Origin of the sequence: Mucilaginibacter gossypii (genome assembly GCF_017569325.2) — a bacterium.
Taxonomy (GTDB): domain Bacteria; phylum Bacteroidota; class Bacteroidia; order Sphingobacteriales; family Sphingobacteriaceae; genus Mucilaginibacter; species Mucilaginibacter gossypii.
The window spans coordinates 2,656,739-2,682,344 of record NZ_CP071878.2 but is presented as its reverse complement, the minus strand read 5'-3'; the positions used below and the strand labels follow the sequence as shown (position 1 = coordinate 2,682,344).

At 40.2% G+C, this 25,606-nt stretch carries 26 protein-coding genes; 18 read left to right on the top strand and 8 right to left on the bottom strand.

Annotation, left to right across the window (positions count from 1 at the left end; all coding sequences use genetic code 11):
* Window positions 1-593 precede the first annotated feature (593 nt).
* The gene (locus J3L18_RS11230) at window positions 594-1,112 is read right to left on the bottom strand and encodes a hypothetical protein (protein ID WP_129567692.1); all 519 of its coding nucleotides are present in this window, start codon (window positions 1,110-1,112) and stop codon (window positions 594-596) included.
* A 53-nt stretch (window positions 1,113-1,165) separates the two neighbouring features.
* Between J3L18_RS11230 and J3L18_RS11225 the strand changes: the two genes are divergently transcribed.
* The 7 genes from J3L18_RS11225 (at window position 1,166) to J3L18_RS11195 (ending at window position 6,674) form a co-directional block, all read left to right on the top strand.
* On the top strand, window positions 1,166-1,696 hold the full coding sequence (locus J3L18_RS11225) for a hypothetical protein (protein WP_091163683.1): 531 nt from the start codon (window positions 1,166-1,168) through the stop codon (window positions 1,694-1,696).
* A gap of 70 nt (window positions 1,697-1,766) precedes the next feature.
* A complete protein-coding gene (locus tag J3L18_RS11220) occupies window positions 1,767-3,095 on the top strand; it encodes an MFS transporter (protein ID WP_129567691.1) in 1,329 nt (442 codons plus the stop codon).
* A 47-nt stretch (window positions 3,096-3,142) separates the two neighbouring features.
* The gene (locus J3L18_RS11215) at window positions 3,143-3,487 is read left to right on the top strand and encodes a hypothetical protein (protein WP_129567690.1); all 345 of its coding nucleotides are present in this window, start codon (window positions 3,143-3,145) and stop codon (window positions 3,485-3,487) included.
* Window positions 3,488-3,573: 86 nt separating this feature from the next.
* Window positions 3,574-4,098, top strand: a complete 525-nt coding sequence (locus J3L18_RS11210) for a DinB family protein (protein ID WP_129567689.1) — start codon at window positions 3,574-3,576, stop codon at window positions 4,096-4,098.
* A gap of 119 nt (window positions 4,099-4,217) precedes the next feature.
* A complete protein-coding gene (locus J3L18_RS11205) occupies window positions 4,218-4,550 on the top strand; it encodes a YnfA family protein (RefSeq protein ID WP_176844389.1) in 333 nt (110 codons plus the stop codon).
* 59 nt (window positions 4,551-4,609) lie between these two features.
* Complete coding sequence (locus J3L18_RS11200) at window positions 4,610-5,932, top strand: MFS transporter (RefSeq protein ID WP_129567688.1); 1,323 nt, start codon at window positions 4,610-4,612, stop codon at window positions 5,930-5,932.
* A gap of 13 nt (window positions 5,933-5,945) precedes the next feature.
* The gene (locus J3L18_RS11195; RefSeq protein ID WP_129567687.1) at window positions 5,946-6,674 is read left to right on the top strand and encodes a (Fe-S)-binding protein; all 729 of its coding nucleotides are present in this window, start codon (window positions 5,946-5,948) and stop codon (window positions 6,672-6,674) included.
* Window positions 6,675-6,911: 237 nt separating this feature from the next.
* Here J3L18_RS11195 and J3L18_RS11190 read toward each other — a convergent pair whose 3' ends face one another.
* Window positions 6,912-7,520 carry a hypothetical protein gene (locus J3L18_RS11190; protein ID WP_129567686.1) on the bottom strand — a complete coding sequence of 203 codons (609 nt, stop codon included), beginning with the start codon at window positions 7,518-7,520 and terminating at the stop codon, window positions 6,912-6,914.
* A gap of 116 nt (window positions 7,521-7,636) precedes the next feature.
* Between J3L18_RS11190 and J3L18_RS11185 the strand changes: the two genes are divergently transcribed.
* The 5 genes from J3L18_RS11185 (at window position 7,637) to J3L18_RS11165 (ending at window position 11,780) form a co-directional block, all read left to right on the top strand.
* On the top strand, window positions 7,637-7,822 hold the full coding sequence (locus J3L18_RS11185) for a hypothetical protein (RefSeq protein ID WP_129567685.1): 186 nt from the start codon (window positions 7,637-7,639) through the stop codon (window positions 7,820-7,822).
* Window positions 7,823-8,024: 202 nt separating this feature from the next.
* Complete coding sequence (gene mtaB / locus J3L18_RS11180) at window positions 8,025-9,344, top strand: tRNA (N(6)-L-threonylcarbamoyladenosine(37)-C(2))-methylthiotransferase MtaB (protein ID WP_129567684.1); 1,320 nt, start codon at window positions 8,025-8,027, stop codon at window positions 9,342-9,344.
* 28 nt (window positions 9,345-9,372) lie between these two features.
* Window positions 9,373-10,542, top strand: coding sequence for a prolipoprotein diacylglyceryl transferase (locus tag J3L18_RS11175; RefSeq protein WP_129567683.1), 1,170 nt, complete (start codon window positions 9,373-9,375; stop codon window positions 10,540-10,542).
* Window positions 10,535-11,023 carry a GtrA family protein gene (locus J3L18_RS11170; protein ID WP_129567682.1) on the top strand — a complete coding sequence of 163 codons (489 nt, stop codon included), beginning with the start codon at window positions 10,535-10,537 and terminating at the stop codon, window positions 11,021-11,023. The genes J3L18_RS11175 and J3L18_RS11170 overlap by 8 nt, the downstream gene beginning before the upstream one ends.
* A complete protein-coding gene (locus tag J3L18_RS11165) occupies window positions 10,989-11,780 on the top strand; it encodes an inositol monophosphatase family protein (protein WP_129567681.1) in 792 nt (263 codons plus the stop codon). Before J3L18_RS11170 ends, J3L18_RS11165 begins: the two co-directional genes overlap by 35 nt.
* 13 nt (window positions 11,781-11,793) lie before the next feature.
* Here the strand turns inward: J3L18_RS11165 and J3L18_RS11160 are convergent, their stop codons facing one another.
* From J3L18_RS11160 to purB, 3 genes are all read right to left on the bottom strand, one after another.
* Window positions 11,794-12,723 (bottom strand): TFIIB-type zinc ribbon-containing protein, encoded by a 930-nt coding sequence (locus J3L18_RS11160; protein ID WP_129567680.1) that lies wholly within the window; start codon window positions 12,721-12,723, stop codon window positions 11,794-11,796.
* Window positions 12,724-12,964: 241 nt separating this feature from the next.
* Entirely contained in the window at window positions 12,965-13,516 is a 552-nt protein-coding gene (locus J3L18_RS11155; RefSeq protein WP_129567679.1) for a NifU family protein, read from the bottom strand.
* A gap of 189 nt (window positions 13,517-13,705) precedes the next feature.
* Window positions 13,706-15,049, bottom strand: coding sequence for an adenylosuccinate lyase (purB, locus tag J3L18_RS11150; RefSeq protein ID WP_129567678.1), 1,344 nt, complete (start codon window positions 15,047-15,049; stop codon window positions 13,706-13,708).
* Between the two features lie 204 nt (window positions 15,050-15,253).
* Between purB and J3L18_RS11145 the strand changes: the two genes are divergently transcribed.
* The 5 genes from J3L18_RS11145 (at window position 15,254) to J3L18_RS11125 (ending at window position 22,507) form a co-directional block, all read left to right on the top strand.
* Window positions 15,254-15,865, top strand: coding sequence for a TetR/AcrR family transcriptional regulator (locus tag J3L18_RS11145; protein ID WP_129567677.1), 612 nt, complete (start codon window positions 15,254-15,256; stop codon window positions 15,863-15,865).
* Window positions 15,866-15,945: 80 nt separating this feature from the next.
* The gene (locus J3L18_RS11140) at window positions 15,946-17,295 is read left to right on the top strand and encodes a TolC family protein (RefSeq protein ID WP_129567676.1); all 1,350 of its coding nucleotides are present in this window, start codon (window positions 15,946-15,948) and stop codon (window positions 17,293-17,295) included.
* Window positions 17,296-17,325: 30 nt separating this feature from the next.
* On the top strand, window positions 17,326-18,429 hold the full coding sequence (locus J3L18_RS11135) for an efflux RND transporter periplasmic adaptor subunit (protein ID WP_129567675.1): 1,104 nt from the start codon (window positions 17,326-17,328) through the stop codon (window positions 18,427-18,429).
* A gap of 25 nt (window positions 18,430-18,454) precedes the next feature.
* On the top strand, window positions 18,455-21,877 hold the full coding sequence (locus J3L18_RS11130; protein WP_129567674.1) for an efflux RND transporter permease subunit: 3,423 nt from the start codon (window positions 18,455-18,457) through the stop codon (window positions 21,875-21,877).
* A 126-nt stretch (window positions 21,878-22,003) separates the two neighbouring features.
* The gene (locus J3L18_RS11125; RefSeq protein ID WP_189549015.1) at window positions 22,004-22,507 is read left to right on the top strand and encodes a DUF4126 family protein; all 504 of its coding nucleotides are present in this window, start codon (window positions 22,004-22,006) and stop codon (window positions 22,505-22,507) included.
* Here J3L18_RS11125 and J3L18_RS11120 read toward each other — a convergent pair.
* Complete coding sequence (locus tag J3L18_RS11120; protein WP_129567672.1) at window positions 22,486-23,613, bottom strand: mechanosensitive ion channel family protein; 1,128 nt, start codon at window positions 23,611-23,613, stop codon at window positions 22,486-22,488. The two genes, J3L18_RS11125 and J3L18_RS11120, sit on opposite strands and share 22 nt — an antisense overlap.
* Before the next feature lie 178 nt (window positions 23,614-23,791).
* Here J3L18_RS11120 and J3L18_RS11115 point away from each other — a divergent pair, with 178 nt between their 5' ends.
* On the top strand, window positions 23,792-24,409 hold the full coding sequence (locus tag J3L18_RS11115) for a TetR/AcrR family transcriptional regulator (protein WP_091163733.1): 618 nt from the start codon (window positions 23,792-23,794) through the stop codon (window positions 24,407-24,409).
* Between the two features lie 221 nt (window positions 24,410-24,630).
* Here J3L18_RS11115 and J3L18_RS11110 read toward each other — a convergent pair whose 3' ends face one another.
* Together J3L18_RS11110 and J3L18_RS11105 are read right to left on the bottom strand one after the other, a co-directional pair.
* A complete protein-coding gene (locus J3L18_RS11110; RefSeq protein WP_112654931.1) occupies window positions 24,631-25,044 on the bottom strand; it encodes an OsmC family protein in 414 nt (137 codons plus the stop codon).
* Window positions 25,045-25,168: 124 nt separating this feature from the next.
* Complete coding sequence (locus J3L18_RS11105; protein WP_129567671.1) at window positions 25,169-25,588, bottom strand: hypothetical protein; 420 nt, start codon at window positions 25,586-25,588, stop codon at window positions 25,169-25,171.
* Between the last annotated feature and the right edge of the window lie 18 nt (window positions 25,589-25,606).

Here is a 25,606-nt window from a genome sequence, read left to right as displayed (position 1 = left end):
ACAATTGAATCGAATTACACGAATTTGTTTGGGAATTAATTCGTGTAATTTGATTCAATTAGAAAATTAGTGCAAAATTAATGATCTCATTTGTTTTGAATTGATGACGGATTTTTTTTGATGATGCCAGTTATAAGGTTAGCTATAAAAAACAACTGTGCAATGAGCAATACGGCTATTGCAGTAGTAATAATTGTATTAATATTGACCGTTTCCTGTATTTGACTTGCGGTATAATATTTATGCGGACCATGTATTGATAGCTGTGCGGAAAAATAAGAAATTATAATTAACGCAATCAATGTAACCAGCACGTGTCCCCATTTTAACCAAACTACAGGCAATATCGGTTCGGTTATTGTATAAATAACCCATAAGATAAAAAAATATTAGGCCTATTAAGCGGCATAAATGAATCGCTGATATTACGAAATAAGTGTTATGAAGATTGATATCTATTGTTGCGGCAGTCGTAAAAAATGAAAGTATAATTGATAACAATGCCACAATCGCGAATATGTGTTGGGGACGGGTTTTGATGTTGAAGAAAGGATAAGGTTTCAAGGCGGTATATATGAATAAAAAGTGTTGACTTACAATTTCAAATGCGCAACAATGTTATTGTCCCTGATCTGTATAAAATTAATATGCTCATCAGCCGGATCGTAATCGATACTTAAAACAAGGTTGCCTATCCTGTAATGATCTACCAGGAACGGCTTATCCAAAATGAGGGAATCTCCATGTTTAGTTTGTGTTGGCTCACCTGCTTTTTTGAAGACTTCTTCACGGGTATCGTCGAATGAAATCTCAAATGGGAGTATATATTGCATATCCGGGTTAGGGTAAATATTCAGATGAGAGAATATCGGCCGGCCGGGTTCTAAAATGATCAACTCATCTTCGTCAATAACAGCATCCTCATTGGTGAACCCCAAATCGATACCCAATATTTCAGATCGCATGTAATCGCTTTTTAAAATATTGTATGAGCTAAGATCAGTAAATGTATCCGCTAAAAATGCCTGGAAATTATCATCATAAAGATAGGAGCCGAATTGGTTTGTAAAATGGAGATAGGTGAACATTTGGCCGTTTCTTATTTGATTCATCAAAATTACAACAAATCAAAATAAAGCTACATTATGTTTTTTACTTTCGTTACATGATGATAATGCAGTTTGCTCCAGGTTTGTTTTTGAGGGAAGAAAATGATGATATCTTGATTGTTTCTTATGAAAACCCAATGTTATCCTTCGAAAAAACGATCCATTTAAATTCAAAAGCAATCATCCATAATGATCATCTAAAGACCAATATAGTTGATATTCGTTCAGATAGTCTGGTTTTTATAACAATTGATCAAGGTTCGCCCAGGGGAATTAACACCTGTTCTGAAATCTATGTTAAAAATGCAGAAGAAATCTGTTTGCTTTGCAGTTTTCGGGCGTTTGAACAAGTAAATGACCTTCGTAAAACAGGATGTTATAAGCTTACTGAATATATTGCAAACCGGTTAAAGGATAAATATGGCATCGAATGGGAATACAAAATATCGGTAGATACCCCTGAAAAAAAGAAACAGTTTAACATGAGCGTTTTCGTTATAATCCTCACGCTTATAGTAATTTTTGTTTTAATATACTACAGGCTAAAGTATGATATGAACCATCCTAAAATAAATTCCAGTCGTTGATGATATAAAGCAATTTATTTTTCTTCAGTAAATCGGGCTTCCTCTAAATTTCCCTACTTTTAAGCCCGTAATGGAAGCAAAAAATAACAAGAAAACCATTTGGGCCTGGTGCATGTTTGACTGGGCCAATCAGTCATATAATATCGTTATCACCTCTACTATTTTCCCGGCGTATTTTGTAGAGGTTACCAAGTTTAACTCGAAGAATACCCAGATAGTGACTTTCCTGGGGCATAGGTATGTTAACACGGTTTTATCAAACTATATTCTCGGTTTATCTTACCTTATAGTTGCGGCTATTTTGCCAATCCTTACTTCCATAGCCGATTACCGGGGCAATAAAAAATCATACCTGCAATTGTTTACCTGGTTGGGTAGCCTGGCCTGTGCGGGTTTGTTTTTCTTTAAGCCCGGCACAGGGTTGGAAATCCCGATGCTTTGCTTTGGTCTTGCTTCTATAGGTTATTGCGGTGGTTTTGTGTTTTATAATTCTTATCTCCCTCAAATAGCCACGCCCGATAAGCAGGACGCTGTAAGCGCCAAAGGGTTTATTTATGGTTATGTAGGCAGTATTGTAGTGCAGGTATTATGCTTTATCGTAGTGCTTGAACCTAATTGGTTTGGCATTACCGACGACTGGCTGCCTGCCCGGATCTCATTCCTAATGGTTTTTGTATGGTGGATAGGTTTTTCCATTATCCCGTTCCGCATGTTGCCGAAAGGGCAGCCCAATGCGGGCAAGCATAGTTATAACGTGCTTACCGGCGGCTTTAAAGAACTGGCAAAGGTTTTTGGCAAAGTGCGCAAAATGCCGCTGCTCAAACGCTTCCTGGTGTCGTTTTTCCTTTACTCGGTTGGTGTACAAACCATTATGCTGGCTGCGGCTAACTTTGCTGCCAAAGAATTGCACATGCCCGATGCTGCCCTGATCTCTATTGTGCTCATCATCCAGGTGGTTGCTGTGCCGGGGGCATTAATTGCATCCAAATCATCGGAGAAATTCGGGAATGTGCGTACGCTGGTAGGTTTGGTGGCAATCTGGTCGGCCATTTGTTTGTATGCTTACTTTATCACAAATTCTACCCAGTTTTATGTTGCCGCGGTGATCATTGGTATTGTAATGGGAGGGGTACAATCCTTGTCGCGTTCAACCTATTCTAAATATTTGCCCGAAAACATCCCGGATACGGCTTCGTATTTTAGCTTTTATGATGTCACCGAAAAGCTTTCAATTGTAGTGGGCCTGTTTTGTTTTGGCTTTGTGGAAGCCGTGACTAATGAAATGCGCGACTCGACACTTGCGCTTGATGGCTTTTTTGTGTTGGGGCTTATTATGCTCATCGTGCTGATGTTTAAAGAAAATAAACTTCGCAAACAGCGGGTTGAAGTGGAGGCTTAAACAATTTGGCGGCAGGCTTGTACTATCAATAAATAAAATCATAAGCCATGATCCACACAGTTAACCACAACGTTACCGGCGATAACGGCACACAAAGAAATATCATTATTGAGCCGGTACTGCATCAATCAACAAATCATGAATTAAATGCCACCGGCTTGTACAAACTTTATAAAGGTGGGGCCGATGGGGAAGCTACGCTTTTTGAAATTCAGGAGATAGCTCCCGAAATTGGTGAAAGCAAGCCGCTGCTGGATGATAACAAAAATCCGGATTATTTAGGACAGATCAGGTTTGAGGGTGATGTTACTTCTAAATGGCATTATTCGGAAGGCACTTTATCGAATAATGAGCAGCAACAGGTGGTAGAGTTTATCCAAAACACAAATTAGTTAGTTTTTCTTTTTTCCTGCTGACATAGGGCTGTCACCATGGCTTGGTTACTTTGTATTGTAATCAAAAACAAAACATCAAAGCAATGGAAACTAACACAAATCAACAGTCAACAGAAACTGCAGCAGCATCTGTTTATACACCCGATCAACTTTTACAAAGCTGGCTTGGCCAGCGCCGGGTAACCCGCAGGGTTATCGACGCTTTTCCGGAGGAGGCCTTATTTAATTATTCGATAGGTGGTATGCGCCCCTTTGCCGATATGGTCAAAGAGTTTATTAGTATGGGCGGGCCTTGTGTAAGAGGCGTTGTAACAGATAACTGGACACCAATTGCAGGTCTGGATCACCATACAGGTAAAATAGCAGCAACTACAAAGGCAGAACTGCTGCAACTTTGGGATGAGGCCACTGAGGAAATCAAAACCTATTGGCCCCGGATTACGCCCGAGCGTTTCCAGGAAACAGTACTGGCATTTGGCCAATATGAAGGATTGGTCAATTATATTTTACAGTACGTTATTGATAACGAGATCCATCACCGCGGCCAGGGCTATGTTTACCTTCGCACTTTGGGTATTGAACCACCCGCGTTTTATGACAGGAGCTAAGCCCGTTTTATAAAAAATAATCAAGGCTTCCCGAAAGGGAGGCCTTTTTTTATGATTGTCCCGGGCCAATGTTGGCGTTTTTATATCTTTAGCGAAGTGGTTACTTTCAAATTTTAATAATGGCAATTATTCGTTCATTTGCTCTTTTTTTGCTGGCCGGTTTATTTGAGATAGGCGGCGGCTATTTGGTTTGGCTTTGGTTAAAAGAAGGTAAGCCGCTTTGGTTTGGTATAGCGGGCGGGGTGATCCTGGCGCTTTATGGTATCGTAGCAACGTGGCAAACCGCCAATTTCGGCAGGGTGTATGCGGCTTATGGCGGTATTTTTATTGTACTGGCATTGATCTGGGCCTGGAAGGTGGATGGATTTAAGCCCGACCGTTATGATATTATCGGCGCTTTGATTGCATTGACAGGTGCTTGTATCATTGTTTATGCACCGCGCGGGCATTGATAAGTACTATTGTTGGTCTTTTTTGCAGTTTCTAAAATTTGCATACATTTAGTGAGCAAATGGAAAATAAAAACAACAAAAAAACCATCCGCGCCTGGGCTTTCTTTGATTGGGCCAACTCCGCGTATAACCTTGTCATTACTTCAACCATTTTTCCGGCATACTATGTAGCCATCACAACTAACCATGCCAACGGCGATAGGGTCAACTTTTTTGGTAAAAGCTTTGTAAATACTGCCCTTTCTGATTATGCCTTATCTGCTGCTTACCTGGTGATGGTATTGCTGCTGCCTATATTGTCATCAATAGCCGACTATAAAGGCAATAAGAAGATCTTCATGATGTTTTTTACCCTGCTTGGTTCGGCGGCCTGCTGCGCGTTGTTCAATTTTGACAAAGACCACTTGGAGTTAGGTATCATTTGCTTTGCCCTGGCGGCTATCGGTTATAGCGGTGGTTTTGTATTTTACAATTCATACCTGCCCGAAATTGCCACTGTGGATATGCAGGATAATGTGAGTGCCAAAGGTTTCACCTATGGCTACATCGGCAGTGTACTGCTTCAGCTTATTTGTTTTTTATTTGTGCTGAAAGGGGAGTGGTTTGGTATTGTTGATAAAACATTCGCGCCCCGATTATCATTTTTGCTGGTTGGCTTATGGTGGATAGGTTTTGCTATGATCCCGTTCAGTGTATTGCCTAAGGGCAGCCCGAATGCGCAAAGCCATAACCATCATATTATAAAAGGCGGTTTTATCGAATTAGGGCACGTTTGGAAAAAGGTTAAGGAAATGCCGTTGTTAAAAAGGTTTTTACCATCGTTCTTTTTCTATTCGATGGGTGTGCAAACCATTATGCTGGTGGCAACCGGTTTTGCTGCCAAAGAGCTTAAAATGGAAACTCCGCAGCTCATCACTATCATTTTAATTATTCAATTGGTTGCTATTTTGGGTGCTACGCTTATGTCGCGCCTGTCGGGTAAATACGGTAACGTAAGGGTTTTAATTAGTGTGGTGATCCTGTGGATCGCGGTTTGTATAGCTGCTTACTTTACCTATACACAAACACAGTTTTACATCATAGCAGTGGTGGTTGGTTTGGTGATGGGCGGTATCCAGTCCATGTCGCGCTCAACGTATTCAAAATATCTGCCCGAAAATATCCCCGATACGGCATCTTTCTTCAGTTTTTATGATGTTACCGAAAAGCTGGCCATAGTAGGCGGGGTATTTAGCTTTGGTTTTTTTGAAGAAATAACCGGTAGTCCGCGAAATTCGGTTTTGGTATTGGGTGTATTTTTCATTGTTGGCTTAGTTTTGTTGTTTTCTTTGCTGAGGGCTGAACGAAACGTCAATAAAAATTTGGATTTTAGCGCCCGTTAACTAATTTGTGCCGATGAAGGTTGAATTGTTTATACCGTGTTTCATAGATCAGTTGTTTCCGGCAACTGCTTTTAATACTGTAAAATTGTTGGAGAAAGCAGGCTGCAAGGTTAGTTATAACCCGGCGCAAACCTGCTGCGGTCAGCCGGCTTTTAATGCCGGTTTTTGGGATGATGCCAAAGAGGTGGGAAGCAAGTTTTTAAGCGATTTTTCGGAAGACAGTGTTATTGTTTCGCCTTCGGCGTCATGCACCGGAATGGTAAAGAATTACTATAACGATCTGTTTACCAATACGGCTGTTCACAATAAATGCAGGGCTATTCAAGGGAATATCTACGAGCTATCAGACTTTTTGGTGAATATCCTGGAGTTTGATTATTTCGGCGCCGAACTTGATGGCAAGGCCGTTTATCATGATAGCTGTGCCGGTCTGCGCGAGTGCAAAATAAAGGATGAGCCGCGCCAACTGCTCTCTAAAGTACTCGGCCTCGAATTGTTAGACCTCAAGGATGGCGAGACCTGCTGCGGTTTCGGCGGTACCTTTGCCGTTAAGTTTGATGGCATTTCAACCGCCATGGCGCAGCAAAAAGTAAATAACGCCCTTGATGCCGGTGCCGAGTACATTATCTCAACAGATACTTCATGCTTAATGCATATGCAGGGGTACATCGATAAAAATAACCTGCCTATCCAAACCATGCATATTGCTGATGTTTTGGCTTTGGGCTGGGGGAATGTGTAGTTAGGTTTTTTATCAATCGTATTTAGACATCGTTTAAAATTGACGAATATCGTTTACAGATAGATAATGCTTCATTGCCGTTGGTTTTAACCAACGGGATAATGAGTAGCGATAAGAGGGCTTCAGCCCAAATCCGCTAATACAATTGGGCTAAAGCCAAGACTTCTTAGCTTTTTTACCATCGGTTAAAACCAACGGCAATAAATATTTTTTGATAGTGTCCCAAAAGATACTATTTTACTTCCGCTCAATATCCAGAATAGCTCCTTCTTTGGCCATTTCTATAAGGAAGGGTTTGGCAATACCTTGCTGGGCGTTATCATAGGCGGTATCACCCTTTGCCGCGATATCATCAAGGCCCTCTTCACGGTCTGATTCATATTTGTTTAAGGCCAGGTAAACAGAATCGCCCGAAACCTTATTTACCCTGTAAAGGGTATAGTGTTCGTTTTTAAGTTTGATATGAAATATATCGTTCTTTTGTGGCGATAAAACCCATTGGTTTACTTTTTTTGCTTTCTGCTTTTCGCTGATATAAAAAAATATCGAACCGATAACGATCAGGAAACAGCCTGCAAATGTCCACACAGGTATTGTAGTTTGAGATTTTATATTATCATAGCTTAATTTAAGCGAGGCGGGCATTTCCTTAAGCTTCAAAACCTGCCTGCAATTGAGGCATTGGGATACGCCTGTTTTACCTATCGGGAAAAACGGGATCCAGAAAATATGTGCCCAGCGTTGAAATACATTCATTTGTATACTGTTGCCGGTATTGCAGTTTGGGCAGGTGTCGCTTGTTATTTCAGCTTTTAATAGTTTCGCTTTGATGCCGTATATGATCATGATATTGGCGGTTTAGGGTTTACGTTTTATCCGCACTGAAAATAGGCAAATTACCAGGATTATGAAAATACCGGGACTATAAAGAGGCTCTTGTTTATAGAAAAACTAAAGCAACGATGGTGGTATTGTTTTGTCAGCGGGTATTGGCAATAGGCCCTGCAGGTTTAAAAAAACTCAAAAAAACTCAAAAAAAGCCGAAAATAAATGTACGCCCTTTAAGTGTTGATTTTATACTCCATAAAGTTTTAGTGGTTGATAATCAAATATTTATTGGTGTTTCAGGTAAAATATTAAAGCTTTGATTATCAATATGTTTCATAAAAAGCATGTTTTGCGTTTCAGTCTCAAAAAATGGGACATTTTAAAAAATCGGCAAAGGCAAAACCAATTTTATTTGGGGAATGGCGATTTTGGTACACCCATAATTTTACAAATACTTTTTACCTTGAAGTGAAATTGCTGAAATAGGCATTTCTTTAAAAAACATTATCTTTGCCGATTGAAATGAACAAGAAAGTCGCTTTTTACACTTTAGGCTGCAAGCTGAATTATTCAGAGACCTCATCTATTGGTCGGCTGTTTAACCAGGCCGGTTATGATACGGTAAATTTTACCGAAACACCGGATGTTTTTGTGATCAATACCTGCTCGGTAACTGATAATGCCGATAAAAAGTGTAAAAAGATTGTTAAGGAGGCGCTTAAAATTTCACCTAATGCCTACGTAACTATAGTAGGTTGCTACGCACAGCTAAAACCGCAGGAAATTTCCGAAATCCCCGGCGTAGACATGGTGCTTGGCGCTGCCGAAAAGTTTCAGATAGTTGATCATATTACCGACCTAACTAAAAGGCCAAAGGCGCTGGTGCTTAATCAGCCGGTGTCTGAAGCTAATGAGTTTGTTCCCGCATATTCTTTTGGCGACCGTACCCGCACTTTTCTGAAAGTGCAGGATGGCTGCGATTACTCCTGTACGTTTTGTACCATTCCGCTGGCCCGCGGCGCCAGCAGAAGCGATACCATTGAGAACGTTGTTGCGCAGGCAAAGCAAATTGCTGAGTCGGGCGTAAAGGAAATTGTACTTACCGGTGTAAACCTTGGCGATTTCGGGATCCGGAACGGTAAACGCGAAGACAAGTTTTTTGATTTGGTTAAGGCCCTTGATGAGGTAGAAGGTATCGACCGTTTCAGGATCTCATCCATAGAACCTAACCTGCTTACCGACGAGATCATCGCTTTTGTGGCTGCTTCAAAACGTTTCGTACCGCATTTTCATATCCCGCTGCAATCAGGTTCGGATAAGATTTTGGGGCTGATGCGCCGCCGTTACAAGCGCGACCTCTATGTTAACCGTGTCGCCAAAATAAAAGAGCTGATGCCCGATTGCTGCATTGGTGTAGACGTTATCGTTGGTTTCCCCGGCGAAACAAGGGAGGATTTTATCGATACCTATAACTTCCTCAACGAACTTAATATATCGTACCTGCACGTATTTACTTATTCGGAAAGGGAAAATACTTTGGCCGCTCAGATGACGGGCGCGGTACCCGGCTCGGCACGTGGCGAGAGGAGTAAAATGCTACATATCCTATCGGACAAAAAGCGCCGTGCTTTTTATGAAAGCCAATTCGGTAAAAACCAGGAAGTTTTGTTTGAGGGCGATATTAAAGATGGCTTTATGCACGGCTTTACCCGTAACTATGTGAAAGTACGCACCAAGTATGATCCTGTACTGGTGAACGAATTAAAAACGGTGCACCTAACAAATATTTCACCTGATGGTGATGTTGAAATAACAGAAGGCGAAGAAATATTAGTGTATTAAATTCTATATTCGCCTTAAAATATAACCTATGTTTCCAACGCTTACATCGTTACTGAAATACCTTTTTGGTTTTAATCTTCCTTTGCCTATACAAACCTTCGGCTTTTTTGTGGCGATAGCTTTTGTTGGCGCTTACTGGGCATTTGGCCAGGAGTTTAAACGTAAAGAAGCGTTGGGTGTTATCCATACTTTTAAAAAACGGGTTACTATCGGGTTGCCGGCTTCAAATGCCGAGCTTGCGGGAAATGGTGTTTTTGGCTTCATATTAGGCTATAAAATTGTTGACAGTATTCTCAATTACCAGGCTCTCATTGATAGTCCGCAGGATTTTTTGTTATCCCTGCGAGGCAACTGGATAGGTGGGATCCTTGGAGCTGCAGCGTTCGCGTACTGGGCATGGCATGAAGCTCAAAAACAAAAGCTTGATAAACCCGAAACAAAAGATGTGATTGTGCATCCACATGAATTGTTGGGCAGTATACTGCTTTGGGCAGCCGTATTTGGTTTTGCCGGTGCGAAGCTTTTTAATGCATTGGAAAACTGGGGCGACTTTATGAAAGACCCGGTTGGCATGCTGATAGGCTTTAGTGGTTTAACCTTTTATGGCGGTCTGATCTGCGGTGGCGCGGCAGTACTCTATATTGCTAACAAACACGGTATTAAACCGCTGGATATGCTTGATATCGGTGGTCCGGGCATGATGCTGGCTTATGCTTTAGGCCGTATCGGCTGCCAGATGAGCGGCGATGGTGATTGGGGTATAGTTAACCTGGCGCCAAAGCCTCATTGGTTAAGCTGGGCACCTGATTGGATGTGGAGCTTCAAATTTCCGCACAACGTGAACGACGAAGGTGTGCAAATGGTAAATTGCATGGGCAAATTTTGCCATGAACTGCAATATCCGGTTTATCCAACCTCATTTTATGAATCTGTAATTTGTTTATTACTGTTCTTTGTATTGTGGAAAATAAGGCACATTTTTAAAGCTCCGGGCGTTTTGTTTGGTATATACATGATATTAGCAGGTGTTGAGCGTTTCTTTATTGAGCTCATCAGGGTTAATACAAAGTATGTTGTTGCTGGTGTTTCATTTACCCAGGCCGAAATGATCTCTGTGATCATGGTTTTGGGTGGTATTACACTTATTGTAACCGGATTAAACAAAGAAAAGAAAGCGCTGGGCACAACAAATGGCTGATAACAAATCAAAAGGCAGTTTAATCCATAACCAGGTATTCAGATTTGTAGTTTCGGCCGGTGCCGGCTTTTTGGTCGATGTTTCGGCGTTTTATCTTTTTTACCACAACCTGCTAATACAGCACACTTACCGGATATTCGGGCTTACCGTTCGTAACTATACCGTATCATTGGCATTATCGTTTTTTATGGGCGTGATAGTTAATTTTTTAATTACCCGTTACATGGTGTTCAATGAATCTAAATCGGCACCGCGCAAGCAGTTTTTTCGCTTTGTAACGGTGGCTATAATCGGTTTCTTCGCCAACTTATCAGTTGTAAAAATATTGATCCAAACTTGCAGCTTTAATCCTACAGTAGCACGGATTTCGGCTGCATTAAGCTTATTCTTCGCCAGTTTTTTTATCCATAAAGTTTTTTCATTTAGCCTATCATTAAAACGTAACCATGCAAACAGCGAACATCATACACCAGGTAATTGAAGTTTCAAAACAGGCAGGTGACTTCATCAGGCAGGAGCGTAAAGCATTTGACCCGGATAGGATAGAATATAAAGGCCTTAACGATATGGTTTCCTACGTTGATAAAACCGCCGAAGAAGCTATTGTAAAGGGCCTGAGCAAAATTTTGCCTGAAGCCGGTTTCATTACCGAAGAAAAAACAACCACTAAAATAGGCGAACGCTACAACTGGATCATCGATCCGCTGGATGGTACTACCAATTTTATTCATGGTTTACCCGCTTTTTCAGTAAGTATTGCTTTGAAAGAATACGATGAACTGATAGCCGGTGTGATATATGAAATAAACCTTGACGAATGCTTTTACGCCTGGAAAGATGCTCCCGCATACCTGAACGGTAAAGAGATCAGCGTAAGCAATAACAGCACAGTCGGTACCAGCTTACTGGCAACGGGTTTTCCATATTACGATTTTACCAAGCAGGCTGCCTATATTGAATTATTTACAGAGCTGATGCGCAGCAGCCATGGCTTACGCCGTTTGGGTTCAGCCGCTGTTGATCTGGCCTATACAGCTTGCGGCCGTTTTGATGCTTTTTACGAGTATAACCTCAACGCCTGGGATGTGGCCGCCGGTATTGTGATTGTAAAACAAGCAGGAGGTGAAGTGGTGAACTTTAAAGGCGGCAATGAGGTTTTGGATACGCGGGAACTGTTGGCTACCAATGGGAAGATCACGGGGGAGATGTTGGGGGCGATACAGAAGTATTTCAGGTAATACTTTTACACCTTTATTCCTTAGCATATCCCAAAAGCAATCCTTTATAAAGTTGCACTTGCCTCTTAAGCGCATCTTGCTGATCTTTTGGTAATATTATTTGATCGTGGCCTTTGTTACCGTTAAAACGAACAATGACCTTATCTGCTGTTACAAGTTTTAATAATATTGAGATTTTGTCGTCGTAAATCGTCTCCTCGCTGTATTCGTTTATCCAATGCTGTAAAGAGTCTGTTGCAAAATCGGGTTTGTACCGGAGACGTTTACCATTTATAACAAATGTCAAACTCTGTAATCCTAAAGGTTTTTTATTTATATGTTGACAACCAAAATAAATGTTGCAGCCTGTTATGTCATAACAATTTATATAGGCGTATAAACCGGTGACTGGCTTACCGACTATTGAATTTTTATCTCTGAAATACGTTGGCTGAACCGCAGACTCTCTTGTGATATTGCTTGAATCTTTAATTAACTTTTTAAAGAGTTTCTTATCCACATTGATTGCGGCTAATTTTTTGAGACTCGCTTGCGCTGTTTCTGACAGTTCAACAGGCTGGGGTTGTGTGTTTAACATTGAGGTGTCAATAGCTATGCTACCACTATAAGTAGTCTTCTGCTCCGATCCAATGATTTTAGCTATGACTATTACCACCATGATGGCGGCCGAAGCTATCAGAGCGATACTACATCCAAGATTTGTATTTTGCTTATCGGTAGGAAAATCATCTGACTGGAGTGTTTCATTGGCATCACCATTTTCCACGTTTTCCAGTTGGTGTTGTACTCCTTCCGTTGTAACTTCTGTAGACGATATTGTATGATCTGTCTGCGGTTTTGGGTGATAAATTGTTCCGCAATAGTCGCATTTAATTGTTTGATTTGCGCTTGCAGTTAATATTGCACCGCAATTCTTACAATTTAGTAATTCATTAACTTCCATAGTTTAGAAAGTTGGAGTAAACAAAGTATCATCAACTGAAATTAGAATGTGGAGGTTTGAAATATCAATCAAATTTGGCATTGTGATAAAGTTTAACGATTGGGTGGCTAAAATAGAAACTTATAGACAGATAACCTCATTTAATTATAAACAGGATTAGGGGTAAAAAAGCAAAAAGCCTCTCATTTTCATGAAAGGCTTTCGGGTATGCAATGGGGCTCGAACCCCAAAATCAATAATATTATAAGGCTTCGGAAACCACCTCGGTAACTTCAGGCACCATGCGTTTAAGCAGGTTTTCGATACCGGCTTTAAGGGTTACTGTTGATGACGGGCAGCCGCTGCATGAACCGCGAAGCTCAACAGTTACAACACCCTCGTTAAATGAGCGGTAAGAGATAGCGCCGCCATCCTGCTCAACAGCCGGACGAACATAATCATGCAGGATCTGCTGAATTTTAACTTCAGTTTCAGAGCCTTCAAAGTTTCCGGCTTCGGCTTCTTCCTCTAACTGGATCTTTAATTCAGATTCGATTGCGCCTTTAACAAACTCTTTCATTATCGGTTCAACATCTGCCCATTCGCTGCCTTCAGTTTTGGTAATGGTAACAAAATTGCTGGCAAAGAAAACGCCGTTTACAAACGAAAACTTATACAGTTCTTTTGCAAAAGGTGAATGTTCGGCACTTTCCTTAGTAGGGAAGTCAACACTGCCATTAATAAGCAGTTTGTTAACTATGAATTTCATAGTTGCCGGGTTAGGCGTTAATTCGGTATATACGTTGATATTCATCGTTTCGTGTTTTTATTCAATCTAATTAACAAATTTAACTACCTTTTTTATTAAATGCTACCCTAAACTTTGTTATGACATTTCTTTGATGTGCAGATGATCAGATTCCAAATGTGCAGATATGCGAATGTGCAAATTGATTGAACAACAAAAGCATCATCAAATCAAAATATCATTTGCGCATCTAACTCAAATTCCCGTATAATTCAACGGCGTTATCTTTTTAATCTCATCCTTAATGGCGTCACTTACATTTAACGTATCAACAAACTCTGCTATTGTGTTGGCGTTGATTTGCTGGTTGGTACGGGTAAGGTCTTTAAGGGCTTCATAAGGGTTAGGGTAAGCCTCGCGCCTTAGTATGGTTTGGATAGCTTCTGCAACAACCGGCCAGTTAGCTTCCAGATCGGCATTGATGGCATCGGTGTTTAATAATAGTTTGTTTAATCCCCTAACGGTTGATTTAATAGCGATCAATGTATGCGCAAATGGCACACCGATATTCCTCAATACGGTAGAGTCGGTAAGGTCGCGTTGTAGTCTTGATATTGGCAATTTGGCTGCAAGGTGCTCAAATAAAGCATTAGCGATTCCCAGGTTGCCTTCCGAATTTTCAAAGTCGATAGGGTTAACTTTATGCGGCATAGCCGATGAACCAACTTCGCCCGCTTTGATCTTTTGTTTAAAGTAGTTCATGGATATGTAAGTCCACATATCACGGTCAAGATCAATCAGGATGTTGTTTACGCGCTTTAAAGCATCGCATTGAGCTGCAAAGTTGTCGTAGTGCTCAATTTGGGTAGTAAACTGCGAGCGTTTTAAACCCAATATTTCGTTCACAAAATGATTACCGAATGATTTCCAGTCCTTATCAGGATAGGCGATAAAGTGAGCGTTAAAATTACCGGTAGCGCCACCAAACTTGGCTGAATTTGGAATAGGTTTTAGCAACACAAGCTGGGCTTCCAAACGTTCAACAAATACCAGGATCTCTTTGCCCAAGCGGGTTGGAGAAGCTGGCTGGCCATGAGTATGTGCCAATAACGGAACATTCTCCCACTCTGCAGCAAATGCTTTCAGGATACTAACCAGATCATCAATGGCAGGGTAGTAGCTATTATTTAATGCCAGTTTAAAGGTGTACGGGATAGCGGTGTTGTTGATATCCTGAGAAGTAAGCCCAAAGTGGATAAACTCTTTGTAGAGCTCCAGACCTAATTTATCAAACTCTTTTTTAATGAAATATTCAACGGCTTTAACATCATGATTTGTCGTTTTTTCAATCACTTTGATACTCTCAGCGTCATCTTCCGAAAAATTCCTGTAAATATCGCGTAACTTTTCTGATAGATTTTTATCAAATGATTGTAACTGAGGTAGTGGATATTCGGCAAGTGCTATGAAATATTCTATCTCAACAAATACACGGTACTTGATAAGGGCATATTCTGAAAAGTATCCGGCAAGTTCGGCGGTGGTGTTTCTATAACGGCCATCAATAGGCGAGATCGCTGAAAGTGGAGTAAGCGTCATATTAAAAGAGTGGTATAATTTTTTGCAAAGGTAATCATTTTTGATGTGCCATTTGCAGACTAAAAGCTTTGCAAATAAGCCACTACAACAAACAATAACTAACTGATGTTAAAAAAAGCAAACAAGTATTTGTAATGAAAAAGTAAAAATGAACGGAAACTTTTTATTCAAAAAATGTTTCCTTAGTTTTGACCCGGAAAGTCAATGAGTCAAACAGAAAGAATTATAAAAGGTGCTGAAGACCTGTTTTTAACGGCGGGAATTAAAAGTATCACCATGGATGATATAGCCAGGCACCTTGGCATGTCAAAAAAAACGATCTATCAATTTTTCAAGGACAAAAACGAATTAGTTGTTGCCCTTACAAAAAAGAAATTGAAGGAAGATGAAGATCAAATGAATGAGATTATCAGTAAATCAGCTAATGTGATTGAGGAGATGATCAATATGACCAAATGCTCAGAAGAGATATTTTCAAGGATCAACCCGATTGTTATTCATGATTTGCAAAAATATCATGCTGAAGCCTGGGACGACTTTCAAAGATTCAAGGCCGGGGTACTGATCCAAAAAATGGAAGAACTTTTAACTAAAGGTATGGGTCAGGGTTACATTCGTAAGGATATTGACGTAAAGATAATGGCGCGGATGCGGGTTAACCAGGTGGAGTTGGGTTTTAACACTTCAATATTTCCGGTAACTGAATTTAGCCCCTGGAAGGTACAAGTTCAGTTTCTAGATCATTTTAACTATGGCATTTGTACGCTTGAGGGCTACAAGCTGCTTAACGAATATAAAAATATTAATAATGAATAACCGGCTGCTGACACAAGGTTGTCAATAGCTAAAAGAAATTTGTATCAGTTTAAGTAAATCACTCAATCACAATATATATAATGAAATATCTATTTTTTACGGCAACTGTATTTTGCGCCGTAGCCTTTAAAAGCTACGCGCAGGAGGCAACGCCAAATGGACAAACCTTTAACTTTACGGTTCAGGATTGTGTAAATTATGCTTACGAGCACCAAAGCGCAGTTGTGAACTCGGGTCTCGATATCAAAAGTGCGGAGTATAAGGTTAAAGAAACAACCGGCATTGGCTTACCACAAATCAGCGGCTCAGCCTCATTCCAGGATTATCTTAAAATACCAACCACGTTATTACCGGGTGAGTTTTTTGGAGCCCCTGGTACCTTTGTGCCGGTTAAATTTGGTGTAAAGTACCAATCAAACCTTGGTGTTAGTTTAAATCAGATCCTTTTTAACGGGAGTTATCTTGTTGGTTTAAAGGCTTCAAGAACATATCGTGAGCTTTCACAGCGTAATTATACCCGCTCAAAAATTGAAGCCAACGTTGCTGTCACCAAAGCATATTATCAGGTTTTGGTTAGCGACGAACAAATTAAACTATACGATGCTAATATAACCCAGTTAAAACAGCAGGTTGACCAAACCGTAGCACAAAATAAGCAAGGCTTTGTTGAAAAAATTGATGTAGACCGCATTACTGTGCAATACAATAATTTAATAACTAACCGCGAAAACGTTGTACGTTCATTGGCTTTGAACTATCAAATGCTGAAGTTTCAGATGGGAATGCCTGTTGATGAAAATCTTGTGTTGAAAGATAAGCTAAGCGATGTTAGTCTTGATAATAATGTTGCAGAAATATCGGTAGATACAGGCTTTTACCATAATCGTATAGAGTACTCCTTGCAGGAAACTCAGAAAAAACTAAATGAGCTTGATCTGCAAAACAAAAAAACAACTTATTTGCCAACATTAAGCGCGAATGGCAGCTATGCGGCATCATATCAGAATAATAACTTTAGTAAGCTTTACAGCCAGGTTTTTCCTTCAAGCTATATTGGTTTGACGCTTAACGTCCCTATTTTTAGCGGAGGGCAAAGATTAAACCAGGTAAGACAAGCAAAAATTGAAGTTCAAAAATTAACAAACGACCTCGTAAACCTTAAAAATACGATAAACCTTGATGCAAAGGTGGCAACTGTGTCATATATTAATGGCTTACAATCACTTAATAATCAAAAACGTAACCAGGCGCTTGCACAGGAAGTACTCCATGTATCAAAAGTAAAATATCAGCAGGGAGTAGGATCAAGCATTGAGGTCACACAGGCCCAAACCAGCCTTGAAGATGCTGACAATAAATATATCCAGGGCCTTTATGATGCCCTGGTTAGTAAAGTTGACCTTGACAAAGCTTACGGACGAATTAAATAACAACACTAAACTCACTATATAACAATGAAAATGAAAAAATTCATATACATACCTTTCCTGGTTTTACTGGCTGCATGCTCAAGTAAGCCCAAAGATAAAAAGGCCGAACTGGCCGATCTGCAAAAGCAACAATCGGATATCAATTCAAAAATAGCGAAGCTGCAGGCTGAAATGGGTACTACCGATTCGGCTAAAACAACCGATGTAAGTGTTACAGAAGTGAAAAACGGCAGTTTTATTAACTATGTACAGATCCAGGGTAAAATAGATGCGCAGGATAATGTTACGGCTTATCCGCAAGCACAAGCAATTATTACAGCTATTTATGTAAAGCCAGGCCAGCATGTAAGTAAAGGGCAGGTATTAGCGCAATTGGACAACAGCGTTATGCAGCAAAACATTGCGCAAAGCGAAGCCCAGGTAAGTTTAAATCAACAATTGTTTGATCGTCAGAAAAACCTGTGGGATCAGAAAATTGGCACCGAAGTGCAATATTTGCAAGCTCAAACCACATTGCAAAGCAGCCAAAAAGCTTTAGCATCGTTAAAAAAGCAGTCGGCATTATATCGTATCATATCACCTATAAATGGCGTTGTGGATCAAATGGACCTGAAGCTGGGACAAGGTGCCGCGCCGGGGCAAACAGGGATCCGTATTGTGAATGCTGATGTTTTAAAAGTTAAGGCCGATGTCCCTGAATCATATGCAAGTAGCGTAAATACCGGTAATGATGTTAAAATATTAATTCCAGATGCTAAGGACTCGTTGGTTACTAAAGTTACTTTTGCTGCCAAAGCCATCGACCCAACATCGCGTAGTTTCGGTGTGGAGGTCAAATTACCTCAGCGCAGCACACTTCGCCCTAATATGACTGCAATTTTAAAAATTGCTGATTATTCAAAAACAAATACTATAGCAGTACCGGTTAAAGCTATACAGAAATCAGAGAATGGCGACCATGTTTTTGTTAATCAGAATGGTATTGCCAAGCAGGTAAATGTAAAATCGGGTGTTACCTATGGTGGCCAAACAGAGATATTATCAGGCTTAAAAGCCGGCGACCAGCTGGTTGTTGAAGGTGCAACTGAAATAGAAGACGGCGATAAGATCAAAGTTGTTCAGTCGGCCAATTAGTTATTAACCAATTGATCTGTTCATTATGAAAGATGTAAAAAAAGAATTTGGCCCTTCAAGCTGGGCCATTGATAACAAAACAGCCATTTATGTGCTCATGTTCCTGATCACTGCGCTGGGGCTGATAAGTTATAACCGCCTGCCTAAGGAGAATTTTCCGGATATAGCACAATCAAAGGTGTTTGTCACAACACAGTTTCTGGGGCAATCACCGCAGAATATTGAAAATTTGGTAACCAGGCAAATCGAAAAACGCCTGAAATCATTAAAAGGTTTAAAAAAGGTAACATCTAATTCAATTCAAAACGCTTCGGTAATTACTGCGGAGTTCAATGCTGATATTGATATAAAAGATGCGAAAACAGATGTTAAGGAAGCTGTTGATAAAGCGAAGCAGGATCTTCCGCAAGGAGATCCAAATCTTAAGGAATCGACCATTTCAGATATTAATGTGGCTGATATCCCTATCCTTTATATAAATATATCGGGTAATTACGACCTCAAAAAGCTTAAAGAATATGCAGACGCGTTAAAAGATGAAATAGAAGGATTTAAAGAAATCTCTAAAGTAGACGAGGTGGGCGCATTGACTCCAGAAATTCAAATAAATGTCGATATCAATAAAATGGCTGCCGCGCAGCTTACCTTCAATGATATTACTACAGCTGTAGGAAACGAAAATATATTAGCTTCTACGGGCACAGTGAAAACAGATGGAGTACGACGTACCATTGATATCAAGCAGGATTTTAAAAATGCTGATGAAGTAAAAGCAATGGTAATCAGGAACCCTAAAGGACAGCCAATATATCTTAGGGATATTGCGGAAGTGAAGGATTCATTTCTTGAGCAGGAAAGCTATGCTCGTTTGAAAACTAATGCCAACCCTAATTTTAAAAATGTAATTACGCTTAATGTAAGTAAAAGAGCGGGGGAAAACTTGATAGAAGCCTCAGACAAAATCAACGACCTGATCAAACTTAAGCAGAAGACAGTATTTCCCAAAGGATTAGATATTACAGTAACCGGGGATCAATCTGACAAAACCCGTACAACGTTAAACGACTTAATCAACACGATTGTTATTGGTTTTTTGCTAGTTACCGTTATTCTGATGTTTTTCATGGGCACAACCAATGCTATTTTCGTTGCGCTCTCGGTTCCGTTGTCATGCTTTATAGCCTTTTTGGTGATGCCTGCTATTGGCTTTACGCTCAATATGATCGTGTTGTTCTCGTTTTTGCTGGCGCTGGGTATTGTGGTAGATGATGCTATTGTAGTGATAGAAAATACACACCGTATTTTTGCTAACGGAAAGGTTCCGATTAAGGAGGCCGCAAAAATGGCTGCAGGCGAGGTTTTCTTGCCAGTGTTTTCAGGGACCATGACCACTTTGGCTCCATTTATACCATTGGCATTCTGGAATAGTTTGATTGGTCATTTCATGTTTTTCCTGCCTATAACACTGATCATTACTTTGTTGGCCTCGTTGGTGGTAGCCTATATCTTTAACCCTGTATTTGCGGTTGACTTTATGAAACCTCATCATGATGGTGAGCATGATAACCCTAAGTTTGACAGGCCTACAAAAAGGGCTATGATATTTTTGGCCATCGCTGCAGTAATCGGTTACTTGATCAATATTGGTTTTGGCAACCTGATGGTGCTGATCATGGTATTATATCTGATCAATCATTTCTTCCTGCTGCGGATTATTGACAAATTTCAGAAAAACGCCTGGCCCAAATTTCAAAATTGGTATGCCAAATGGCTTGAACGCGCTGTCCGCAGACCAGTAACCGTTTTGGTAGGAACCATTGGCTTATTTGGTTTTGCTATTTTCCTGATGGCAGTACGAGGAAAGACTCCGGAGTTTTTTCCTTCCGGCGACCCTAACTTTGCATACGTCTATATTACTTTGCCTATCGGTACTGATCAAGCTTACACTAACGAAGTAACCAGGCAGATAGAAAAAAAGGTTGCAACAGTTGTTGAGCCTGATAAAGATATTGTGTCGTCAGTTATTTCAAATGTTACAAAGGGAGTAAACGATCCAACAGATGAAGACCAAAGTGACTACCAGAATAAAGGCAAAATAACAGTTGCTTTTGTTGAGTTTGGTAAGCGAAACGGAAAAGATACTAAAGCAATACTCAAACGTATACGTGAAGCAGTACAAGGTGTCCCAGGCGCTAAAATATCAGTAACCCAAGAAAATAGTGGCCCGCCTGTACAAAAGGATATAAGTATTGAAATTGTTGGTGATAATTTAGATACTTTGGTAGCGACAGGCACCCGACTGAAAAATTATTTAGCAAAACAGAATATTGCTGGTATCGAAAATCTTATTGCCGACGTGCAAAGTGATAAGCCTGAAATAGTATTCGATGTTGACCGTGAGCGTGCCAACAGGGAAGGAATATCGTCCGGGCAGATTACTGATAATTTGGCAACCGCTATTTTTGGAAAAAAAGCAGCTGATTTTAGAAATACTAAAGAGGATGATTATCAAATAAAAGTAAGAGCACTCGAAGATCAGCGAGGCAGTATTGATGAGATCAAAAACTTAAAAATAACCTATCGCGATATGGCAATGAATGGAACAATACGCCAGGTGCCAATATCAGCTTTCACTGATGTACGTTATACAACTACGTACAGCAATATCAAGCGTAAACAGCAACGCAGGGTTTTAACGCTTGGCTCAAATGTTATTAAGCCTAATAACCCTAACGAGGTTAATGCCAATATTTTAAAGGCGATAAACAACTTTAAGAAACCGGATAATGTTATTATAAGGCAGGGTGGTGGTCAGGAAGACCAAATGGAAGCAATGACTTTCCTGCTTTCTGCGCTTGGTGTGTCGTTCGGGCTTATTCTCATTATTTTAATGATCCAGTTTAACTCTATCGGTAAAACACTCATTATCATTAGCGAGATCCTCTTTAGTATTATTGGGGTGTTGCTGGGTGTTAGTGTCTTTGGTATGACCATGTCTATAGTAATGACTGGGATTGGTATCATCGCACTGGCGGGTGTGGTTGTTCGTAACGGTATCTTATTAGTTGAGTTTACCGATATGCTGTTGGAGCAGGGGGTAAGCATCCACGATGCGGTGGTTGAAGCTGGGCATACCCGTATGACGCCTGTGTTGTTAACCGCAACGGCAGCTATTTTGGGCCTGATACCTTTGGCAGTTGGTTTCAATATCGATTTCGTTGGCTTGTTTACCCATTTTGAGCCACATATCCACTTTGGTGGTGATAACGTTGCTTTCTGGGGGCCGCTGGCTTGGACAATGATCTTCGGTTTAGGTTTCGCCACCATTATTACATTGATCCTTGTACCATGTTTATACCTGATCCGTTATAATCTGAAAGCAAGGTTGTTCGGCAAAAAATCGGTTGAAGCTAAACATGTTGAAGTATTAGAAACAGAAGCTGTTTAAAATAAAGAGCCATTAATAACACAAACAGCTGCAGTCGAAAGATTGCGGCTGTTTTGTTTTTTGACAGTTTTTAAATAAAACATAATAATGTATTTATGGTTCTCTATGCAAACGTTTATCACAGCCATGAAACTTAAAATAACAAAACCGCTTTGGCCGGTAATATGCCTTGGTACGTTAGCCGGTATGCGTACCTTATCTGCCCCTGTTGTAACTACGCATGTATTAAGTCATCATCCATCAAAGCAACTGGAAACACCACCGTTAAGATTCATGCAATCAACATCGGTGGCTGCTGTTTTAAAGATCGTATCCGTTACTGAACTCATTGCAGATAAATTACCCTCCACTCCAAACCGTATAGAACCCGCAGGGGTAGCGGCAAGGTGTTTATCTGGTGCCCTGGCCGGCGCCAGTATTTATAAAGCGGTGGGGGGCAAAGCATTAACTGGAGCCTTGATAGGAGGGGTGGCGGCAATATCTGCAACCTATGCCAGTTACTTTTTACGCAAAAATACGGTTAAGGTAAATCATATCGCCGACCCGGTAATTGGCGCAATTGAAGATGCTTTGGTAATAGGATCGGGCTTTGGCTTAAGTAAGCAGACCTATGCCCCGGTTGCAGGCTGAACATATTTTTCAAGTTCGCCCAGGTTGCTGATCTCATTACGCGACCGGGGCAGGCTGTCAGGATAGTTCTTTTGAATAAAGCTTATCAGGTTTTCACGGATATAGCAACGGAGGTCAAATGCATCTGATGAGGTTCGGGAACTCATTAACACCCTGATCTCTATGGTATGTTCTTTAACGTCAGTTACCTGTACTACTTTAACCCGCTTGTCCCACAGGTTCGATTTAACTATCAGTCGTTCAAATTCTTCACGTATCGCATCAATAGGGGCGGTATGGTCCAGATATAAAAATACAGTGCCCAGGATATCTGCAGATGTCCGCGTCCAATTTTGAAAGGGTTTTTGAATAAAATAATTGATGGGGAGTATCAGCCTACGTTCGTCCCAGATTTTTAAAACCACATAAGTAAGCGTGATCTCCTCCACGCGTCCCCATTCGCCCTCTACAACCAAAACATCATCAATACGAATAGGCTGAGTAAAAGCTATCTGGAAGCCGGCCAGCAAATTACCTAATGAGCTCTGTGCTGCAAAACCAACTATGATACCACCTATCCCAACACCGGTAAGTAAACCGGTACCTATTTTACGCATGCTTTCAAAACTGAGCAATATAATGGCAATCGTCAAAAAGATAATAGTCACTACAATGATCTTACGGATAAACTGGATTTGGGTGCGTACCTTACGTTCCTTCAGGTTATCCACTTTATTAAGGTCGTAAGTGTGATAGATATAATCTTCCAGGATCCTTACCGAACGTACAAGCAGGCCCGCGAAAGATATGGTAAGTAAAATCTCAAAAGTTTTGTCAAGAGGTTTGTAATAAACCGGATTCATTCGCATTAATGGCGAAAGAATATTGAATAGAAACAGCGGGATGAAATAAGCTACAGCCGGCCCAAGGTTAACCAGTATCGATCTTAAGATTGAGTAGGATGCGTCTGTTTTTTTTGCATAAAATTTAAATAGACGGGTTATTATGAATTTTATACTCAGGCCAACAAGTATGGCTACTAGCGCGATGATCAGATTCCAGACAAATGATGGTATGCGCTGTGAAAATGTGAGCAGGTCGGGGGATAAGCTGTTTTCAATATTCATAGCAAGGCAAATGTTTTCTACAGTAAAATAGTTGGAATGTAAAATTGTTTTAGCAAATGCCGCGGTACCGGGTGTTGTTACATATGTTTAATGAATTTTTGATAGTTTTGTTAAAAAAGTCAGGAAATCGATTGTCTTAACTTTTTGTTTACCTGTTTAAATAAAACTTAACGAGCACATGGCAGCAGTGAATGACCAGCAGGATATTAAAAGAGAGAAAATTTTAGAAGCCTCGCACCAGCGCTTTTTACATTACGGTTATTCAAAAACTACTATGAACGAAATAGCCGGCGACCTCTCTATGTCAAAGGCCCTGCTTTATTATTATTTCCCGGATAAAAGCCAGTTGTACATTGCTGTAATGCGTAAGCTTGCTACTGATTATCTTAAAACACTTGAAAACAGGCTAAATACATTTACCAATTTAAAAGAAGCTTTCACCTTCCAGGTAAATACCCATCACGAGTTTATAGTAAACAATTATAACTTTTTTGATTTTTTCAGGCTTAACGAACAAAACCTCCCCGAAACCATTTGGCAAATAGTTAGCGAAGTGCACAGTGCCGAGCTAAACTTGTTAAGCAATGCTATTAAATCGGAAGTTGAAAAAGGAGCCATTAAGCCTGTAGAAAATCCTGACGAAGTTGTTGATGTATTGATGGACGCCTTGCACGGCATCAGGGTGGGGGCAATATCTCAAAAGAAAACCAACTTTCCGCGCAAGGAACACCTGGAAGAAATTCATCATAAAAAACTACTCCTGCTTGATATTTTTATCAAAGGATTGATGTACTAAAGTCATCTTAAGGTATAAATACCCCATACTGTCAGTTAGCCGTCAAATGAATTGGCTGTTAAATAGTATGGCTATTATTTATAGGTACATTTGTACTTACAAATAATGTAATAGCCAGGTAATTACCTCCCTGTTTAGTTATTTATAAAATACTTCTTTTTTAAGAGGTGATTGTTTTAGAGTGATTTAGCCTGCATAGCTTTTTGCCGTGCGGGCTTTTTTTATGGGTTGATATTTGTACGGATAGCAATATTGCCGGTCAATATTTTATGTACCGGACATGCATTTGCTATTTTCAATAACCGATCTCTTTGTTCGTCATTTACTTCACCTTTAAAGCTAATTTTAGTTTCAATGCGTGTACCACTTAAAGTCTTAAACATTTCAACATCGGCTTTAATTTCCTCTATAGGCCACATTTTACGGTTAATGTACATGCGTAGGGTGATCACAGTGCAGCTTGCGAGGCTCGCCAGTAACAAACTAAACGGGTTCATGCCTGTATTGCTGCCTTCAGCCTCAAGGGGTTCATCGGTTATAAGGCCATGCCCACCACTGTTAACTACTGTTTGATATTGAGTGAGTCCTATAAGTGCAGTAGCTGTTTCTATTAACTCAATTCCTGTTTCTTCCATAAGACTTTTAAATAGAGTACTGTTATTAATAAATTAAGCTTAGTCTTAAGGTATGAGATCTTAGTATAGAGAAGCAAAAAACAGATTGCCGACTTCCGACTTAATACTATTGACTTAATTTTCTTTATTCGGGTGTTTCGTTAATATCAACAAGGTTCCAGTTCTTTTTCAGAAAGGTTGGGCCGCCGTTATATTTCAGGATCACTTCAAAATTGGTACGGTTTGTTTCTCCCTGGCTATCTGTTGAAATAGCATACGATTTGATAATAAAAACAGAGTCGGCCTTTTTGCCAAATTGATACCTGTCATCGGGGAAGGAGATGTTTCCCGAACGTATGGTTGGGATTACAAATTCCTTCGCAATTTTATAGGCGTCATCAGCATTAGGCATTTTACTAAATGAAAGCACCTCTGTAACACCGCCGGATAAGGCAAACTTTACCATAATAAAAATAAATACTATACCAGCGATGATAATGGCATATACGCCTTTCATAGCGCGTTTTTTTTTAAGCTGCTTTTCTTTAAGATAAGTTTGAGTCATTAGTTTAAAAAGGGTGCA

What these genes read in the sequence shown, in the direction of transcription:
- purB (WP_129567678.1), bottom strand. Translation starts at nt 15,049, where the DNA reads ATGACGCTTACTCCACTTTCAGCGATCTCGCCTATTGATGGCCGTTAT.
- J3L18_RS11140 (WP_129567676.1), top strand. Translation starts at nt 15,946, where the DNA reads ATGAAATATCTATTTTTTACGGCAACTGTATTTTGCGCCGTAGCCTTT.
- J3L18_RS11185 (WP_129567685.1), top strand. Translation starts at nt 7,637, where the DNA reads ATGGTGGTATTGTTTTGTCAGCGGGTATTGGCAATAGGCCCTGCAGGT.
- J3L18_RS11215 (WP_129567690.1), top strand. Translation starts at nt 3,143, where the DNA reads ATGATCCACACAGTTAACCACAACGTTACCGGCGATAACGGCACACAA.
- J3L18_RS11105 (WP_129567671.1), bottom strand. Translation starts at nt 25,588, where the DNA reads ATGACTCAAACTTATCTTAAAGAAAAGCAGCTTAAAAAAAAACGCGCT.
- J3L18_RS11175 (WP_129567683.1), top strand. Translation starts at nt 9,373, where the DNA reads ATGTTTCCAACGCTTACATCGTTACTGAAATACCTTTTTGGTTTTAAT.
- J3L18_RS11120 (WP_129567672.1), bottom strand. Translation starts at nt 23,613, where the DNA reads ATGAATATTGAAAACAGCTTATCCCCCGACCTGCTCACATTTTCACAG.
- J3L18_RS11155 (WP_129567679.1), bottom strand. Translation starts at nt 13,516, where the DNA reads ATGAATATCAACGTATATACCGAATTAACGCCTAACCCGGCAACTATG.
- J3L18_RS11205 (WP_176844389.1), top strand. Translation starts at nt 4,218, where the DNA reads ATGGCAATTATTCGTTCATTTGCTCTTTTTTTGCTGGCCGGTTTATTT.
- J3L18_RS11130 (WP_129567674.1), top strand. Translation starts at nt 18,455, where the DNA reads ATGAAAGATGTAAAAAAAGAATTTGGCCCTTCAAGCTGGGCCATTGAT.
- mtaB (WP_129567684.1), top strand. Translation starts at nt 8,025, where the DNA reads ATGAACAAGAAAGTCGCTTTTTACACTTTAGGCTGCAAGCTGAATTAT.
- J3L18_RS11195 (WP_129567687.1), top strand. Translation starts at nt 5,946, where the DNA reads ATGAAGGTTGAATTGTTTATACCGTGTTTCATAGATCAGTTGTTTCCG.
- J3L18_RS11190 (WP_129567686.1), bottom strand. Translation starts at nt 7,520, where the DNA reads ATGATCATATACGGCATCAAAGCGAAACTATTAAAAGCTGAAATAACA.
- J3L18_RS11225 (WP_091163683.1), top strand. Translation starts at nt 1,166, where the DNA reads ATGATGATAATGCAGTTTGCTCCAGGTTTGTTTTTGAGGGAAGAAAAT.
- J3L18_RS11135 (WP_129567675.1), top strand. Translation starts at nt 17,326, where the DNA reads ATGAAAAAATTCATATACATACCTTTCCTGGTTTTACTGGCTGCATGC.
- J3L18_RS11145 (WP_129567677.1), top strand. Translation starts at nt 15,254, where the DNA reads ATGAGTCAAACAGAAAGAATTATAAAAGGTGCTGAAGACCTGTTTTTA.
- J3L18_RS11115 (WP_091163733.1), top strand. Translation starts at nt 23,792, where the DNA reads ATGGCAGCAGTGAATGACCAGCAGGATATTAAAAGAGAGAAAATTTTA.
- J3L18_RS11165 (WP_129567681.1), top strand. Translation starts at nt 10,989, where the DNA reads ATGCAAACAGCGAACATCATACACCAGGTAATTGAAGTTTCAAAACAG.
- J3L18_RS11170 (WP_129567682.1), top strand. Translation starts at nt 10,535, where the DNA reads ATGGCTGATAACAAATCAAAAGGCAGTTTAATCCATAACCAGGTATTC.
- J3L18_RS11230 (WP_129567692.1), bottom strand. Translation starts at nt 1,112, where the DNA reads ATGAATCAAATAAGAAACGGCCAAATGTTCACCTATCTCCATTTTACA.
- J3L18_RS11210 (WP_129567689.1), top strand. Translation starts at nt 3,574, where the DNA reads ATGGAAACTAACACAAATCAACAGTCAACAGAAACTGCAGCAGCATCT.
- J3L18_RS11110 (WP_112654931.1), bottom strand. Translation starts at nt 25,044, where the DNA reads ATGGAAGAAACAGGAATTGAGTTAATAGAAACAGCTACTGCACTTATA.
- J3L18_RS11160 (WP_129567680.1), bottom strand. Translation starts at nt 12,723, where the DNA reads ATGGAAGTTAATGAATTACTAAATTGTAAGAATTGCGGTGCAATATTA.
- J3L18_RS11220 (WP_129567691.1), top strand. Translation starts at nt 1,767, where the DNA reads ATGGAAGCAAAAAATAACAAGAAAACCATTTGGGCCTGGTGCATGTTT.
- J3L18_RS11200 (WP_129567688.1), top strand. Translation starts at nt 4,610, where the DNA reads ATGGAAAATAAAAACAACAAAAAAACCATCCGCGCCTGGGCTTTCTTT.
- J3L18_RS11125 (WP_189549015.1), top strand. Translation starts at nt 22,004, where the DNA reads ATGAAACTTAAAATAACAAAACCGCTTTGGCCGGTAATATGCCTTGGT.